Origin of the sequence: Kitasatospora sp. SUK 42 (assembly GCF_015776785.2) — a bacterium.
Lineage (GTDB): Bacteria > Actinomycetota > Actinomycetes > Streptomycetales > Streptomycetaceae > Kitasatospora.
Window position 1 is genome coordinate 314426 of the sequence record NZ_LFMD02000007.1, and the last position, 16722, is coordinate 331147.

General features: G+C 72.7%; 10 protein-coding genes. 6 read left to right on the top strand and 4 right to left on the bottom strand.

What is annotated here, in order from left to right; genetic code table 11:
* Positions 1–1386 (bottom strand): aldehyde dehydrogenase, encoded by a 1386-nt coding sequence (locus RZ50_RS23105; protein WP_196946812.1) that lies wholly within the window; start codon positions 1384–1386, stop codon positions 1–3.
* Between the two features lie 3 nt (positions 1387–1389).
* A complete protein-coding gene (locus RZ50_RS23110; RefSeq protein ID WP_196946811.1) occupies positions 1390–2775 on the bottom strand; it encodes a glutamine synthetase family protein in 1386 nt (461 codons plus the stop codon).
* A gap of 156 nt (positions 2776–2931) precedes the next feature.
* Between RZ50_RS23110 and RZ50_RS23115 the strand changes: the two genes are divergently transcribed.
* The 4 genes from RZ50_RS23115 (at position 2932) to RZ50_RS23130 (ending at position 7596) form a co-directional block, all read left to right on the top strand.
* A complete protein-coding gene (locus tag RZ50_RS23115) occupies positions 2932–3660 on the top strand; it encodes a gamma-glutamyl-gamma-aminobutyrate hydrolase family protein (protein WP_196946810.1) in 729 nt (242 codons plus the stop codon).
* 248 nt (positions 3661–3908) lie between these two features.
* On the top strand, positions 3909–4973 hold the full coding sequence (locus tag RZ50_RS23120; protein ID WP_196946809.1) for a cation diffusion facilitator family transporter: 1065 nt from the start codon (positions 3909–3911) through the stop codon (positions 4971–4973).
* Positions 4974–5028: 55 nt separating this feature from the next.
* Entirely contained in the window at positions 5029–5931 is a 903-nt protein-coding gene (locus RZ50_RS23125; protein ID WP_196946850.1) for a 5'-3' exonuclease, read from the top strand.
* Between the two features lie 201 nt (positions 5932–6132).
* Entirely contained in the window at positions 6133–7596 is a 1464-nt protein-coding gene (locus RZ50_RS23130; RefSeq protein ID WP_254803023.1) for a multicopper oxidase family protein, read from the top strand.
* A gap of 85 nt (positions 7597–7681) precedes the next feature.
* Here the strand turns inward: RZ50_RS23130 and RZ50_RS23135 are convergent, their stop codons facing one another.
* Complete coding sequence (locus RZ50_RS23135; RefSeq protein ID WP_196946849.1) at positions 7682–10546, bottom strand: RNA helicase; 2865 nt, start codon at positions 10544–10546, stop codon at positions 7682–7684.
* Positions 10547–10791: 245 nt separating this feature from the next.
* Complete coding sequence (locus RZ50_RS23140; RefSeq protein WP_196946807.1) at positions 10792–11967, bottom strand: aminotransferase class V-fold PLP-dependent enzyme; 1176 nt, start codon at positions 11965–11967, stop codon at positions 10792–10794.
* A gap of 82 nt (positions 11968–12049) precedes the next feature.
* Between RZ50_RS23140 and RZ50_RS23145 the strand changes: the two genes are divergently transcribed.
* Both RZ50_RS23145 and RZ50_RS23150 read left to right on the top strand, forming a co-directional pair.
* Positions 12050–14140: a prolyl oligopeptidase family serine peptidase gene (locus RZ50_RS23145; RefSeq protein ID WP_196946806.1), complete on the top strand. Its 2091-nt coding sequence runs from the start codon at positions 12050–12052 to the stop codon at positions 14138–14140.
* Positions 14141–14340: 200 nt separating this feature from the next.
* Positions 14341–16707 carry an immune inhibitor A domain-containing protein gene (locus RZ50_RS23150; RefSeq protein ID WP_254803025.1) on the top strand — a complete coding sequence of 789 codons (2367 nt, stop codon included), beginning with the start codon at positions 14341–14343 and terminating at the stop codon, positions 16705–16707.
* The last annotated feature ends 15 nt before the right edge of the window (positions 16708–16722 follow it).

Genomic DNA, 16722 nt, shown 5'->3' on the forward strand with positions numbered 1-16722 from the left:
TCACTCCTCGCTGTGGATGAAGACGTTCTTGGTCTCGGTGAAGTGGCGCAGCGCGTCCGGCCCCAGCTCGCGGCCCACCCCGGACTCGCCGTAGCCGCCGAAGGGCGTCCAGTAGCGCACCGAGGAGTGGGAGTTGACCGACAGGTTGCCCGCCCGTACGCCCCGGGCCAGGCGCAGCGCCCGACCGACGTCCCTGGTCCAGATCGAGCCGGACAGGCCGTAGCGGGTGGCGTTGGCCAGGCGCAGCGCGTCGGCCTCGTCGGTGAACGGCAGGACGACGGCGACCGGGCCGAAGATCTCCTCGGTGACGGCGGGGCACTCCGGGTCGGTGGGCGCGAGCACGGTCGGCGGGTACCAGTAGCCGGGGCCGTCCGGCACCTCGCCGCGGGCCAGCACGGGCAGGTCGGGGGTGACGTAGGAGGCGACCCGGCGGACCTGGCCGGCCGAGATCAGCGGGCCGAGCTGGGTGGCCGGGTCGGCCGGGTCACCGGTGCGCAGCGCCTCGACGGCGGGCAGCAGCAGGGCGAGGAAGTCCTCGTACACCTCGCGCTGGACCAGGATCCGGCTGCGGGCGCAGCAGTCCTGGCCGCTGTTGTCGGCGAAGGACATCGGGTCGGCGGCGCGGGCCAGGTCCGCGTCGGCGAAGACCACGCTGGGGCTCTTGCCGCCGAGTTCCAAGGTGACCCTCTTGACGCGGGCGGCGCAGCGGGCGGCGACCTCCTTGCCGACCAGGGTCGAGCCGGTGAAGACGATCTTGCGTACCGCCGGGTGGTCGACCAGGGCCCGCCCGGTGGTGGTTCCGGCGCCCGGGACGACCTGGAACAGGCCCTCGGGCAGGCCTGCCGCCAGGGCGAGTTCGGCCAGGCGCAGCGCGGTCAGCGGGGTCTCCTCGGCGGGCTTGAGCAGCACCGCGTTGCCGGCCGCGAGGGCGGGGGCGAAGCTCCGTGCGGCGGTCGGCATCGGGAAGTTCCAGGGCGCGATCACCCCGACCGTGCCGACCGGTTCGTGGAAGGTCACGTCCAGTCCGCCGGGCACCGGGATCTGGCGGCCGGTCAGCCGCTCCACTCCCCCGGCCGCGTACTCCAGCAGGTCGCGGACGTTGCCGGCCTCCCAGCGGGCGTTGCCCACGGTGTGCCCGGCCTCGCCGACCTCCAGGGCGGCCAGTTCGGGGACGTGCACCTCGACCTGGTCGGCGAACCGGCGCAGCAGCCGGGCGCGTTCACCGGGTGCCAGCGCCGCCCAGCCCGCCTGGGCCTTGTCGGCGCGCCGGACGGCCTCGTCCAGCTGCTCGGCGGTGGTGTCCGGGACGGTCGCGAGCACCTGCCCGGTGGCGGGGTCGCGGACGGTGCCGGCGGGCGGCTCGGTGCTGTTCGTCTGCTCGGTCACGGCTCACATCCGTTCGAAGGACCGGTAGCGCTCCCAGTCGGTGACGGCCCCGTCGTAGGCGGCCTGCTCGACCCGGGCCATGTTCAGGTAGTGCTCGACCACGTCGTCGCCGAAGGCCGTCCGGGCCAGCTCGCTCTCCGCCCACAACCCGGCCGCCTCGCGCAGCGATCCGGGCACCCGGGCGTACTCGTCCACCGCGTAGGCGTTGCCCAGGCAGGGCGCCGGCAGGTCCAGCTTGCGCTGGAGGCCGTGCAGGCCGGCCGCGATCATCCCGGCGACCGCGAGGTACGGGTTGACGTCGCCGCCGGGCACCCGGTTCTCCATCCGCAGCGACGGGCCGTGGCCGACCACCCGGTAGGCGCAGGTGCGGTTGTCCCGGCCCCAGGCGACGGCGGTCGGGGCGAAGGAGCCGGGGCGGTAGCGCTTGTACGAGTTGATGTTGGGTGCGTACAGCAGGGCGAACTCGCGCAGGGCGACGAGCTGTCCGGCCAGGAAGTGCCGCATGGTGTCGGTCATCCGGCCGTCCCGGTCCGCGAAGGCGGGGGCGCCGACGGCGTCGCGCAGCGACAGGTGGATGTGGCAGCTGTTGCCCTCGCGCTCGTCGTACTTGGCCATGAAGGTGAGCGCGCAGCCCTGTTGGGCGGCGATCTCCTTGGCGCCGGTCTTGTAGACGCTGTGCTGGTCGCAGGTGGTGAGGGCGTCCGTGTAGCGGAAGGCGATCTCGTGCTGGCCGAGGTTGCACTCGCCCTTGGCGGACTCCACGGTCAGCCCGGCGCCGGCCATCTCGTTGCGGATCCGGGAGAGCAGCGGCTCGATCCGGGCGGTGCCCAGCATCGAGTAGTCCACGTTGTAGAGGTTCGCCGGGGTCAGGCCGCGGTAACCGCCGAGCCAGGCCTGCTCGTAGGTGTCGCGGAAGACGAGGAACTCCAGCTCGGTGCCGATGTCCGCGGCCAGGCCGTACTCGGCGAGCCGCTCGATCTGGCGGCGCAGCAGCTGGCGCGGGGCGGCGTCCACCGGGTGGCCGCCGTGCCGGGCGAGGTCGGCGGTGACCTGGGCGGTGCCCGGCTGCCAGGGGGTCAGCCGCAGGGTCGCGAGGTCGGGGCGCATCGCGAAGTCGCCGTAGCCGGTGGCCCAGGAGGAGAAGGCGTAGCCGTCCACGGTGTTCTGGTCCACGTCCACGGCCAGCAGGTAGTCGCAGGCCTCGGCGCCGTTCTCGGCCACCTCGTCGAGGAAGAAGCGGGCGGCGAACCGTTTGCCCTGGAGGCGCCCCTGCATGTCGGTGAAGGAGAGCGCGACGGTGTGCACCTCGCCCGCGTCCACCAGGATGCGCAGTTCGTCCAGGGTCAGCGGCGGCCGGGGCGGCGAGCCCGCGGCGGCGTTCTCGGGCATGGCGGAACCCCTCCTCCTCGATCACTCTTCGAGATCAAGCGGTCACAGCGAACCGTACGGCCTGCGGCTCGCGGGGCGGAAGAGGGCGGACGGGTGTGGCGCGCCGACATGCGTGGTTGACGGTGTATCAGACGGTGCGGGAGGAGAATGCGCGCCATGGATCGCAGGCCTTTCATCGGTGTCAGCACCTATCTGGTGGACGCGAGTTGGAGCGACTGGCGGGGCCGCCGGGTGGCCCTGGTGCCGGAGCGGTACACCGCGTACGTCCAGGACTCCGGTGGGATCGCCGTCCTGCTGCCGCCCGACGCCCCCGAGCGCGCGCCCGAGGTGCTCGCCCGGCTGGACGCCCTGGTCATCGCGGGCGGGCCGGACCTCGACCCCGGCTACTACGGGGAGCCGACGCATCCGGCGACGGAGGTGGACTCGCCGGAGCGGGACGCCTGGGAGGTGGCGCTGCTGCGGGGCGCGCTGGCGGCGGGCATGCCGGTGCTGGGGATCTGCCGGGGCATGCAGATCCTGAACGTGGTGTGCGGGGGAACGCTGGTGCAGCACCTGCCGGACGTGGTGGCGGTGGACGTGCACGGCGGATCGCCGGGGAAGTACGGGACGCACGTGGTGCGGCCGGTGCCGGGGACGCTGGTGGGCGGGCTGCTGCCGGAGAGCGAGCTGGAGGTGCCGACCTTCCACCACCAGGGGGTGGGCCGGCTGGGGGCGGGGCTGCGGGTGAGCGCGCTCGCCCCGGACGGGACGGTGGAGGCGGTGGAGGGGCCGGGGTTCACGGTGGGGGTGCAGTGGCATCCGGAGCAGGGGGACGATCTGCGGGTGATGCAGGCCCTGGTCCGGGCGGCCACCGCGGCGGCCCTGGACGCGGTGGCGCTGCGCTGAGCCCGGACGGGGCCGGGCATTCACCTCACCCGTTCAGGTGAGCCGGAATCGCGGCCCTGACCAGGTCCTGTGCCAGCGGCAGTCCGGCCGCCGACACACCCTTCCGTACGGGGCCCGCGGGGCGCCTGAACGGCAACGACAACGGTCACCAGTACAGCCTTTGGATCTTTGTCGATTCTGCGGTTCACTTCGAGTGCGGGGCGATCGCATCCCGTCACCAATCACCCGTGCACCCAGAGAGGGCTTCGATGGCCGGGCACGAGCACTCCCACGATGATCATGCGCATGACCAACAGCACGCGCACGGCCACGGGCACGAACACGGGGGCCACGGCGGGCACGGGGGCCACTCGCACGGCGTGGCCGCCGACGCCGACCGCCGCTGGCTGGTCAGCGCCCTCGCCCTGATCGTCGTCTTCATGGCCGGCGAGGTCGCGGTCGGCTTCGCCGCCCGCTCACTGGCCCTGATCTCCGACGCGGCGCACATGCTCACCGACGCCGCCTCGATCGTGCTGGCCCTGGTCGCGATGCGGCTGGCCGCCCGGCCGGCCCGCGGCGGCTACACGTACGGGCTCAAGCGCGCCGAGATCCTCTCCGCGCAGGCCAACGGCGTGACCCTGCTGGTGCTGTCGGCCTGGCTGGGCTACGAGGCGGTCAGGCGGCTGATCGAGCCGCCGCAGGTCACCGGCTCGCTGGTGCTGGTCACCGCGCTGATCGGGATCGTGGTCAACCTGGCCGCGACCTGGTGCATGTCGAAGGCCAACCGCACCTCGCTGAACGTCGAGGGCGCCTTCCAGCACGTGCTCACCGACCTGTACGCGTTCATCGCCACCGCCGTCGCCGGCGCGGTCATGCTGACCACCGGCTTCGCCCGCGCCGACGCCATCGCCTCGCTGATCGTCGTCGCACTGATGCTCAAGGCCGGCATCGGGCTGGTCCGGGACTCCGGGCGGATCTTCCTGGAGGCCGCCCCGGCCGGGATCGACCCGGACACCGTGGCCGACCGGCTGGTCGCCGAACCGCTGGTCGAGGAGATCCACGACCTGCACATCTGGGAGATCACCTCCAACCAGCCGGCCCTGTCCGCGCACATCCTGGTCACCCCCGGCGGCGACTGCCACGCCGTCCGGCGCGGGCTGCAGCGCCGGCTGGCGGAGGAGTACGGCATCACCCACAGCACGCTCCAGGTCGACCACGTCGGCGAGGACGAGGCGGGCGCCCTCCTCCAGATCGCCGCCCCGGGCGACTCCGCCGCCGAGCACTGCGCCGACGCGCACGGCCCGGTGCACCGCGCGGGCCCGCACGAGCACTGAGGCCTCTCCGACGGCGCCGTACGGCATGATCTGAGGTGTGACCGCACCGCGACTGATGCTGCTCGACTCCGCCAGCCTGTACTTCCGGGCCTACTTCGGCGTACCGGACACCCTGCGCTCCCCGCAGGGTGAGCCGGTCAACGCCGTCCGCGGCCTGCTGGACTTCATCGCCCGGCTGGTCCAGGACCACCGCCCCGACGAACTCGTCGCCTGCATGGACGCCGACTGGCGCCCGCAGTGGCGGGTGGACCTCGTCCCCTCGTACAAGACCCACCGGGTCGCCGAGGCGGCCGAGGACGGCGAGGAGGAGGTGCCCGACACGCTCGCCCCGCAGGTCCCGGTGATCGAGCAGGTGCTGGACGCGCTCGGCATCGCCCGGGTCGGCTCCCCCGGCTACGAGGCGGACGACGTGATCGGCACCCTCACCGCCCGCGCGAAGGGCCCGGTGCAGATCGTCACCGGCGACCGCGACCTCTTCCAACTCGTCGACGACGCCCGGGAGATCACCGTGCTCTATCCCGTCAAGGGCATGGGCAACCTCCAGGTCACCGACGACGCGCTCCTGCTGGAGAAGTACGGCGTGCGCGGCGCGCAGTACGCCGACATGGCCGCCCTGCGCGGCGACCCGTCCGACGGCCTGCCCGGCGTCAAGGGCATCGGCGAGAAGACCGCCGCCCAGCTGATCAACGAGTACGGCGACCTCGCGACCATCCGCGCCGCCGCCCTGGACACGGGCTCCAAGCTCACCCCGGCCCGCCGCCGCAACATCGTCGAGGGCTCCGCCTACCTCGACGTCGCCCCCAAGGTCGTCCGCGTCGCCGACGACGCCCCGCTGCCCGCCTTCGACCCGGCCCTCCCCCACGAGCCGCTCGACCCGATGACCCTCGAAGAGCTCTCCACCCGCTGGGGTCTCGGCACCTCCCTGGCCCGCGTCCTGGAGGTCCTCGCCACCCGCTGAGCCCCCGGACGAGAGGGCCCGCACGTTCGACGCGAACGTGCGGGCCCTCGCCCTACCGGCGGTGAGCAGAAGGGCCGATGAGCCGGGTGGCCGATGAGCCGGGTGGCCGATTCCGGCGGGCGACACGTGGACGTCCGGGATGGGATGGAGGGGCCCGGTCCTCGTCCCCGCTCCGCGGCCTCTCTGATGGAGACGTACCTCATGCGGCCTCGCTTCGTCCCAGCCCGGCTCGCCGCCGGGCTGGCGCTCGCCCTGGCGTTCACCATCGGCGGCACGCCGGTGTCCTGGGCCGTCCAGCCGGTCCCTCCGTCCGCGCAGTCACCGACGGCCGGGCCCGGACAACCCCTCCAGGACCCCCCGGAACTGGTGAGCCACGACGGCGTGCTCAGGGCGGAGATCGTCGTCGCCAGACGCAAGGTCGCGGTGGGCGACCGCGAGCTGTACGCGCTGACGTACAACGACCGCTACATGCCGCCCACCCTGAGGATCCGCCCGGGTGACCGGGTGGAGCTGGCCATGACGAACGCCGGGTCCGAGGACACCAACCTCCACGTCCACGGGCTGCACGTGTCACCCAAGAGCCCGTCCGACGACATCTTCATCGCCATCAAGCCCGGTGAGACCTACCACTACCGCTACCGCATCCCGGGCGACATCACGCCGGGCACCTACTGGTACCACTCCCACGAGCACATGCGCTCGGCCGCGCAGGTCGCGGGCGGCGAGTCGGGCATCATCATCGTCGACGGGTTGCAGCGGTACCTGCCCCGCAAACTGCGGCACATCACCGAGCACATCGTCGCGCTCAAGGACGACCAGGTCGAGGGCGACTCCGTCAAGACCGACGACCTGAGCATCGGCGCACCGACCAATCGCACCGTCAACGGCCAGCAGAACCCGGTCATCCGCATCCGGCCGGGCGAGACCCAGCTGTGGCGACTGGCCAACATCGGCGCCAACATCTACTACAAGCTCCACCTGCCGGGCAGCGCGTTCCACGTGATCGCGCAGGACGGCTACCCGGTCGAACGCGTCTACGCCGCCGACTCCCTGGTCATTCCGGCCGGCGCCCGCTTCGACGTGCTGGTACAGGGCGGCCCGCCCGGCACCACCCCGCTCCAGACCCTCGCCTACGACACCGGACCGGACGGAAACCAGTTCCCCCAGGTGGACCTGGCCACCGTGGTCTCCCAGGGCACACCGATGGAACCGGCGACACTGCCCGTCCGCTTCGCCCACAACGACGACCTCGCGGACGCCCCGATCGCCGCCCGGCACGACATCGTCTACACGGAGAACGCGGCCGGCACCGAGTTCTACATCAACGGCGAACAGTTCGACCCCAACCGGGTCGACCTCACCTCGAAGCTGAACACCGTCGAGGAGTGGCGCGTCGTCAACAACACCGGGGAGGAACACTCCTTCCACGTCCACACCGACCACTTCCAGCTGATGAGCATCAACGGCACACCCACCCCGCCCGACCACCGCTGGTACGAGACCATCAACGTCCCGGCCAACGGCAACGCCGTCCTGCGCATCCGCTTCGACGACTTCACCGGCAGGACCGTCCTGCACTGCCACATCCTCAACCACGAGGACAAGGGCATGATGGCCGTCCTCGACATCGTCCCGGACCACCCGGCCTCACCGCAGGGCAGCTGAGCGGCCTCCCGCCCAGCCGGTCTCCCGGGCATGCGAAGGGGCCCGCGCGTTCGGCGTCGAACGTGCGGGCCCCTTCCGGGTCGTACTAGCCCACCGAGGAGTAGGCGATGATGCCGCGGCGGAGGCCGTCGACGGCCTTGCGGGCGGTCTTACGGAGTTCGGCGTCCTCGCCGGCCGCGTCCTGGATCTGGCCAAGGACGTCGATCAGCTGCTTGGTCCAGCGGACGAAGTCGCCGGCCGGCATCTCGGCGTCGCGCAGCACCTGGTCCAGGTTGTGGCCGAGCGCCCAGCGGTAGGAGGCCCAGGCGAAGCCGAAGTCCGGCTCGCGCTGGCCGACGCCCTCGGCGGTGTTGATCCGGTGCTGCTCCTCCAGGGCGTCCAGGTGGCCCCAGATCCGGACCATCCGGCCGAGCGCCTCCTTGGCCGCGCCCTCCGGCACCCGGGGGGCGCCGGCGTCGTCGGACTGGCGGGCCTCGTACACCAGCGCCGAGGCGCAGGCGGCGAGTTCGGCGGCGGCGAGGCCCTTCCAGACGCCCTCGCGGATGCACTCGGAGGCGAGCAGGTCGAGCTCGCCGTAGAGCCGGCCGAGCCGCTTGCCGTCCTCGGTGACGGTGTCCCCGCGCAGGTAGCCGAGGTCGGTGAGCAGCCCGCAGACCCGGTCGAAGGTGCGGGCGATGGTGTGGGTGCGCGAGCGCATCCGGCGTTCCAGCAGCTCGGTGTCGCGGTGCAGCCGGTGGTAGCGCTCGGCCCAGCGGGCGTGGTCCTCGCGGTCGGAGCAGCCGTGGCAGGGGTGCTGGCGCAGTTCGGTGCGCAGCCGGGTGATCTCCGGGTCGTCGGCGGCGGCCGCGCGGCCGCGCCGGAACCGCTCGGGCTCCAGGTGGCCGGCCTTGGTGCGCAGCGCCGAGGCGAGGTCGCGCCGGGACTGCGGGCTGCGCGGGTTGAAGGACTTGGGGATGCGGACGCGCTCGATCGCGGCGACCGGGTGGGGGAAGTCGATCATCGCGAGCCGCTTGACCTGCCGCTCGGCGGTGAGCACCACCGGGCGCGGGCCGTCCTGGAAGTCGGGGTGGCGCGTGCCGCCCCGGCCGGAGCGGTTGACCGGCGGCAGGCCCGGGTCGAGGACCAGGGCGAGGCCGGCGAACTTGCCGGTGGGCACGTGGATGACGTCGCCCGGCTTGAGCTGCTCGATCGACTCGACGGCGGCGGCGCGGCGCTGGCTGGTGCCCTCGCGGGCCAGCTCGTTCTCACGGTCCTTGAGCCTGCGGCGCAGCTCCATGTACTCGTCGAAGTCGCCGAGGTGGCAGGTCATGGACTCGCGGTAGCCGTCCAGTCCCTCCTCGTTGCGCTGCACCTGGCGGGCGATGCCGACCACCGAGCGGTCCGCCTGGAACTGGGCGAAGGAGGTCTCCAGCAGTTCGCGCGAGCGGTGCCGGCCGAACTGGCCGACCAGGTTGACGGCCATGTTGTAGGAGGGCCGGAAGCTGGACTTGAGCGGGTAGGTGCGGGTGCCGGCCAGGCCGGCCAGCGCCTCCGGGTCGAGGCCGCGCTGCCAGAGCACCACGGCGTGGCCCTCGACGTCGATGCCGCGCCGCCCGGCCCGGCCGGTGAGCTGGGTGTACTCGCCGGGGGTGATGTCGGCGTGGGTCTCGCCGTTCCACTTGACCAGCTTCTCCATGACCACCGAGCGGGCGGGCATGTTGATGCCGAGCGCCAGGGTCTCGGTCGCGAAGACGGCCTTGACCAGGCCCTTCACGAAGAGCTCCTCGACGACCTCCTTGAACCGGGGCAGCATCCCGGCGTGGTGGGCGGCGATGCCGCGCTCCAGCCCGTCCAGCCACTCGAAGTAGCCGAGGACGTGCAGGTCCTCGTCGGGGATGTCGGCGCAGCGCTCCTCAACGATGGCGCGGACCAGGGCGCGGTCGGAGTCCTTGTTGAGCCGCAGGCCGGAGCTGAGGCACTGCTGCACGGCGGCCTCGCAGCCGGCCCGGCTGAAGATGAAGGTGATCGCGGGCAGCAGGCCCTCGGCGTCGAGCCGGTCGATGACGTCCACCCGGCCCGGGGTCCAGACCCGGCCGGGACGGCCGTTGGGCATCGAGCGGCCCCGGCCGCGGCCGAAGCGGTCGCGCGGGTTGCGGTCCAGTTCGGAGCGGGCGAGCCGGACCAGCTCGGGGTTGACGGCCTTGCCCGGGTTCTTCAGGTTGTTCTTCGGGCGGCCGTCCCGGTCCGGGTTGGCGAACAGGTCGTACATCCGGTTGCCGGCCATCACGTGCTGCCACAGCGGCACGGGGCGGGTCTCGGAGACGATCACCTTGGTGCCGCCGCGGACGGTGTCCAGCCAGTCGCCGAACTCCTCGGCGTTGGAGACGGTCGCGGAGAGAGAGGCGAGGGTGACCGACTCGGGGAGGTGGATGATGACCTCCTCCCAGACGGCGCCGCGGAAGCGGTCGGCGAGGTAGTGCACCTCGTCCATCACCACGTAGCCGAGGCCGTCGAGGGTGCTGGAGCCCGCGTAGAGCATGTTGCGCAGCACCTCGGTGGTCATGACCACCACGGGGGCGTCGCCGTTGACGGTGTTGTCGCCGGTGAGCAGGCCGACCTTGGCGGCGCCGTAGCGCTTGACCAGGTCCCCGTACTTCTGGTTGGACAGCGCCTTGATCGGCGTGGTGTAGAAGCACTTGCGGCCCGCCTGGAGGGCCAGGTGCACGGCGAACTCGCCGACGATGGTCTTCCCGGAGCCGGTGGGGGCGGCGACCAGGACGCCCGAGCCGGCCTCCAGCGCCTCGCAGGCCTCCAGCTGGAAGTCGTCCAGCGGGAAGTCGTACAGCTGCTGGAAGCCGTGCAGGGCGGTGGCCTGCTCCTTGGCCCGGCGACGGCTGGCCGCGTACGCCTCGGCGGGGCTGAGCTCCTGGTCGGCCTGGGCGCCCTGGGGCTCTGGATCGGGGGTGTTCATCGCCGTCCGGGTGTGGTTGGTGTGATCTCGCATCTCAGCGAGAGGTTACCCGGGAGGACTGACATCGATAGCACTGTTTTCCGCAGCGCGGTCCGTACCCCGGTCCGCGCCGCGGGATCATCACCGGACCACCGCGGGATCAGTTCTCTCTCAGGTCCATAGTGGCAAATGTCCTCAAGTGATCGGAATGGAACCGGGTTCGTACGTCTCCGGTCATTCCCGCGACTGCGGGCGGCGGCCGAGGACTACCGGCCGCTCAGCAGCCCCGCCAGCCCGTCCGCGAGCCGCTCGTACTCCTCCGCCCGGTTGTACAGCTGGGCACTGACCCGCAGCACCCCGCCGCCCGACCACGGGCGGACGGCGATCCGGGTGCCGAGCCGCCGCCACACCTCGGCCATCAGCGGCCGCACGTCCTGCTCCTCCTCGCCCCAGCCCGCCGGCAGCCGTACGGCACGCATCGACACCCCGGGCGTCGCGGGCAGCGGCCGCAGGCCCGCGCGCTCGACCAGCACCCGCGCGCCGTACGCGGCGAGCGCGTCGTTGTGCGCCGCCACCGTCTCGGGGCCGAGCCCGCGCAGCAGCTCGAAGCCGGCCGGAGCGGCCAGCCAGCCCGTGTAGTCGCAGGTCCCGCGCCATTCGACGTTCCACGGGAAGCCCTTGTCGTGCTCCCAGGAGAAGGTCAGCGGGCGTATCCGCTCCGTCCACTCGGGGCGGACGGCGAGCACACCGGTGCCGCGCGGGGCGAAGGCCCACTTGTGCAGGTTGCCGAACCAGAAGTCGGCGTCGGGGTCGGCCGGGGCGGGCAGCATGCCGGGCGCGTGGGCCCCGTCCACGACGGTGGTCACTCCGCGCCCGCGCAGTTCGGCGAGCAGCTCCGGGCCGGCCAACAGGCGGGCGGTGGGCGAGGTGATCTGGTCGAGGACGGCGACGGTGGTGCGCCCGTCGACGGCGGCGAGCACGGCTTCCCGGACGGCCCGCTCGTCCGGGGCGTCCAGGGGCACCTCGACCACGACCACCTCGGCACCGGTCTCGGCGGCCCTGCGGACGGCGGCCCTGGTGACCACCCCGTAGCCGTGGTCGGTGACGAGGATCCGGTCTCCGGGCGCGAACGGGATGCTGTCCAGGGCGATCGCGACCGCCTCGGTGACGTTGGAGACCATGGCCAGCCGGTCCGGGTCGGTGCCCAGCTCCGCGGCGATCCGGGCCCGCGCCGCGCCGATCCGGGCCGGCAGGTCGGCGAAGAAGCCGTCCGGGTCCAGCTCGTGCTCGGCCCGCAGCCGCTCCTGCAGCCGCTGCACCGGGACGGGCACCGCACCGTACGAGCCGTGGTTCAGGTGGGCGGCGTCCGTCGACACCGCGAACAGCCCCTCGGCGGCGGGCAGCGGGGCCGGGGGCTCGACGGTCGAAAGGTCCTCGATCACGGTGGTTCCTCCCTTATGGTGTGTGACATTTCACATGGCAGAATACTGGTCCGGGCACGCACCCCACGACCACCATCGGGCCGTGACCTTCACCGACGCATTCCTCTCCCTCAGCGCCCGTACCGGTCGGTTCACCTTCGGCGCCCCGTCCGCGCACGCCCTCTCCGAGGACGGTACCCGCGTACTGCTGCTCCGCTCGACCGGCCCCGAGGACCCGGTCAACCGCCTGCACCTGCTCGACGTCACCACCGGGGAGGAGCGCCTGGTCGCCGACCCGACCGCCCTCGCCCCCGGCCGCAGCGGCGAGCGCGACGAACTGCCCGCCGTCGAACGGCGACTGCGCGAACGCACCCGGCTGGTCGCCGCCGGGATCGGCACCTACGCCGCCACCGCGGACCTCGCCACCGCCGTCTTCGCCCTGGACGGCCGGCTGTTCCGCACCGACACCGCCACCGGCACCAGCACCGAACTGCCCACCGCCGGGCCCGCGTTCGACCCCCGCCCGGACGCCACCGGCGAGCGCGTCGCCTACGTCGCGGACGACGCGCTGTACGTGACCCCGGAGCCGACGCCCCTCTCCCCCGCCGACGGCGCCCGCTGGGGCGTCGCCGAGTTCGCGGCCGCCGAGGAGCTCGGCCGCGCCCGGGGCCACTGGTGGCGCCCGGACGGCGGCGCGCTGCTGGCCGCCCGGGTGGACGAATCCGCCCTCCCCCGCCGCTACTTCGCCGACCCGGCCCGCCCCGGCGAGCCCGGTGAGGACTTCGCCTACCCGCAGGCCGGAGGCCCCAACGCCGACGTCCAGCTCTGGGTGCTCGGCCTCGACGGCGCCCGGGTCCGACTGCGGTGGGACGCCGAGGAGTTCCCGTACGTCTGCGCCGCCTCCTGGGCCTCGGACGACGAGGTGCTGCTGACCGTCGCCGACCGGCTCCAGCAGAACGTGCTGCTGCTCACCGCCGAACCGGCCACCGGCGAGACCCGCGAACTCTCGCGCACCACGGACGAGTTCTGGGTCGACGACCTCCCCGGCACCCCCGCCCGGCTGCCCGACGGCCGTCTGCTCACCGTCCACGACACCCCGCAGGCCCGCGGCCTCGCCCTGGACGGCGAGCCGCTGGACACCACCGGACTCCAGATCCGCCGGGTGGTCGGCCGCTTCGGCGGCGCACTGCTCTGCGAGACCGGCCAGGGCGACCCGGCCGACCAGTACGTCCACCTCGTCGACCCGGACGGCGGTGCGCCCGTCCTCCTCGCCGGAGACCCCGCCGAAGGCCCCACCGGAGGCCCTGGCGTGCACTCCGCGCTCGCCGCCGGCGACACCCTGCTGCTCACCTCCGCCACCGCCGAGGGCATCCGGCGGGTCGTCCGCCGGGCGGGCCACGAGCTGCCGCTCACCGACCTGAGCGCCGCCCTGCCGTACACCGTCCGCCCGCGGTTCGAACGGGTCACCGAGCGCGGCCTGCCCACCGCCGTGGTGTACCCGCGCGAGCACGTCCCGGGCCGCCGGCTGCCCGTCCTGCTGGACGTGTACGGCGGGCCGGGGTACCAGGCCGTCGCCACCGAGCCGCGCCGCTGGCAGCTCCGCCAGTGGTGGGCCGACCAGGGCTTCGCCGTGGTCACCACCGACAACCGCGGCACCCCCTTCGTCTCCCCCGACTTCACCCGGGCGATCTTCCGCCGCTTCTCCCTGGCGGCCCTGGACGACCAGGTCGACGCCCTGCACGCGCTCGCCGCGCACCACCCCGACCTCGACCTCGGCCGGGTCGGCGTGCGCGGCTGGTCGTACGGCGGCTACTTCGCCGCGCTCGCGGTGCTGCGCCGCCCGGACGTCTTCCACGCGGCCTGCGCGGGCGCCCCGCCCACCGACTTCCGGCTCTACGACACCGCGTACACCGAGCGCTACCTCGGCCTGCCGCAGGACAACCCCGAGGGCTACGCCGCCGACTGCCTGCTCACCGACGCACCCGGCCTGACCAGGCCGCTGCTGCTGATCCACGGGCTGGCCGACGACAACGTCCACCCCTCGCACACCCTGCTGCTCTCCCAGGAGCTCACCCGGGCCGGCCGCCCGCACGGCGTGCTGCCGCTGCCGGGCGTCACCCACATGACTCCGGGCGGGGTGAACGAGCAGGTGGCCGCGGCCGAACTCGCCTTCCTCCAGCAGTCCCTGGGCTGATCGGTTGATCCGTCCGGGCCGGGCCGGAGCTCGCCATGCCGGCCGGGCGTCGGGCAGTCGAGGGGCGTCGCACCTGCGGGTGCGACGCCCCTTCGCTTGCTTCACACCCCTTCCACGCGGCACGTGACATGTGAAATATTACCTGCGCTTCACCCATCGATGACCGAAGCACCCCCCAACCCCCGGAAAGGACCGGTCAGTTGCGCAGACTGTCCGCGGCCCTCGCCGCCGCGCTCACCACGGGCGCGATAGCGGCCACCCTGCTGGGCTCCCCCGCCCAGGCCGCTCCCCCGACCCCCCTCACCGTCACCGCCGCCCAAACCGCGGCGGACCAGGGCGCCGAGGCCCCGCCCGCGCCGCTGGTCCCGCAGGAGCGCGAGCGCCAGGCGCTGCGCGGCAAGGCCCTGGAACAGCTCAACAAGGGCGCCGTCGCCAAGGCCGACGGCAAGCGGGCCCCGGCCAAGGTGAAGGTCGGCAACGACTACGTCCAACTCGCCCACCAGCGCACGGACAAGGTCTTCGTGATCCTCGCCCAGTTCGGCGACGAGGTCGACAACACCACCCAGTGGAACGGCCAGCCGCGCTACGGCGGCACCCCGGGCCCGCGCCACAACCAGATCCCCAAGCCGGGCAGGGACGACAACCACACGCTGTGGGAGTCGGACTTCAGCCGCGACTACTACCAGAAGATGTTCTTCGACGACACGCCCGGCGCGGTGTCGATGCGCAACTACTACCGCACCCAGTCCTCCGGCCGGTACGACGTCGAGGGCACCGTCAGCGACTGGGTCACCGTCCCGTACAACGAGGCCCGCTACGGCAGCAACAAGGGCCCGCAGGGCTCCGGCGCCTGGACCCAGGCCCAGGAGTTCGTCCGGGACGCCCTCAAGGCCTGGTACGACGGCGAGATCGCCAAGGGCCGCAGCGTCGCCGACATCAGGGCGCAGCTCTCCCAGTACGACGTCTACGACCGCTACGACCACACCAAGACCGGCGAGTTCAACCAGCCCGACGGCTACCTGGACAACGTCATCGTGGTGCACGCGGGCGTCGACGAGACCTGGGGCGGCGGTGCCCAGGGCGCCGACGCCCTGTGGGCGCACCGCAGCTGGGCCTTCCCGGACGCGACCGGCCGGACCGGGCCGGACGGCAACCGGATCGGCGGCGCGCCGGTCGGCGACACCGGGCTGTACGTCTACGACTACGTCCAGGCGGGCGAGAACAGCGGCGTGGGCCTGTTCGCCCACGAGTACGGCCACAACCTCGGCCTGCCCGACCTGTACCCCACCAACGGCGGTGACAACAGCGTCAACTTCTGGTCGCTGATGTCCTCCGGCTCCTACCTCGGCAAGGGCCCCAACACCACCGGCGGCTACCCCGGCGACCTCGACGCCTGGAGCAAGCTGCAGTTCGGCTGGCTCGACTACGACGAGGCTCAGGCCGCCACCCGCTCCACCCATGCCCTCGGGGTGAGCAGTTACAACACCGACCTGGCCCAGGCCCTCCTGGTCCACCTGCCGGACGGCACCACCAGCACCGACCTCGCCGATCCGTACGAGGGCGGCAGGCAGTGGTGGAGCGACACCGGCGACAACCTCGACAACTCCCTCGCCCGCGACGTCGATCTACGCACCGCCACCGGCCCGGCCGCCCTGGACGCCGCGGTCTGGTACGACACCGAGCAGGACTACGACTTCCTCACCGTCGAGGCCTCCACCGACCAGGGCAAGCGCTGGACGGCCCTGGGCGGCACCGTGGACGGCGCGCCGATCGGCAACACCAACGCCAACACCCCTGGTCTGAGCGGCAGTTCCGGCACCTACCGGAAGCTGCACATCCCGCTGGACGGCTACCTCGGCCAGCAGGTCCGGCTGCGGTTCCACGTCACCTCGGACAGCAACACCCACGGCAGGGGCGTGCTGGTCGACGCCGTGAAGCTCACCGCCGGCGGCGCGGAGCTGTTCGCCGACGGTGCCGAGAACGGCCCGAACGGCTGGACGGCCAACGGCTTCACCATCATCACCGGCCGCACCGCCGTCAAGCAGCACCCGCGCGCCTACCTCGCCGAGAACCGCCGCTACACCGGCTACGGCGCGTTCCTGAGGACCGGCCCGTACAACTTCGGGTACGGCGGTGTCGCGGGCAAGGCCAACGTGGTGGACAACTACCCGTACCAGGAGGGCGTCCTGCTCTGGCTGTGGGACACCTCGTACGGCGACAACAACACCAAGGACCACCCCGGCGGCGGGCTGATCCTGCCGATCGACGCCCACCCGGCGCCGATCCGCTTCGCCGACGGCAGCCTGGTCAACGGGCGGGCGCAGACCTTCGACGCGCCGTTCTCGCTCAAGCCGACCACCGCCTTCACCCTGCACAAGGGCGGCGTCGCGGTGCGGATCCCGTCCGAGCCGGCCGTCCCGGTGTTCAACGACCACACCGGCGTGTACGGCGACCCGGCCACCCCGCAGCTCGCGGTGAAGGTGCCGGACACCAACACGAGGATCGAGGTCGTCCGGGAGACCCAGGGCGGGCGGGTCACGACCGTCCGGGTCGGCCCGGCCTCCTGACCCGGCGAACGCGTG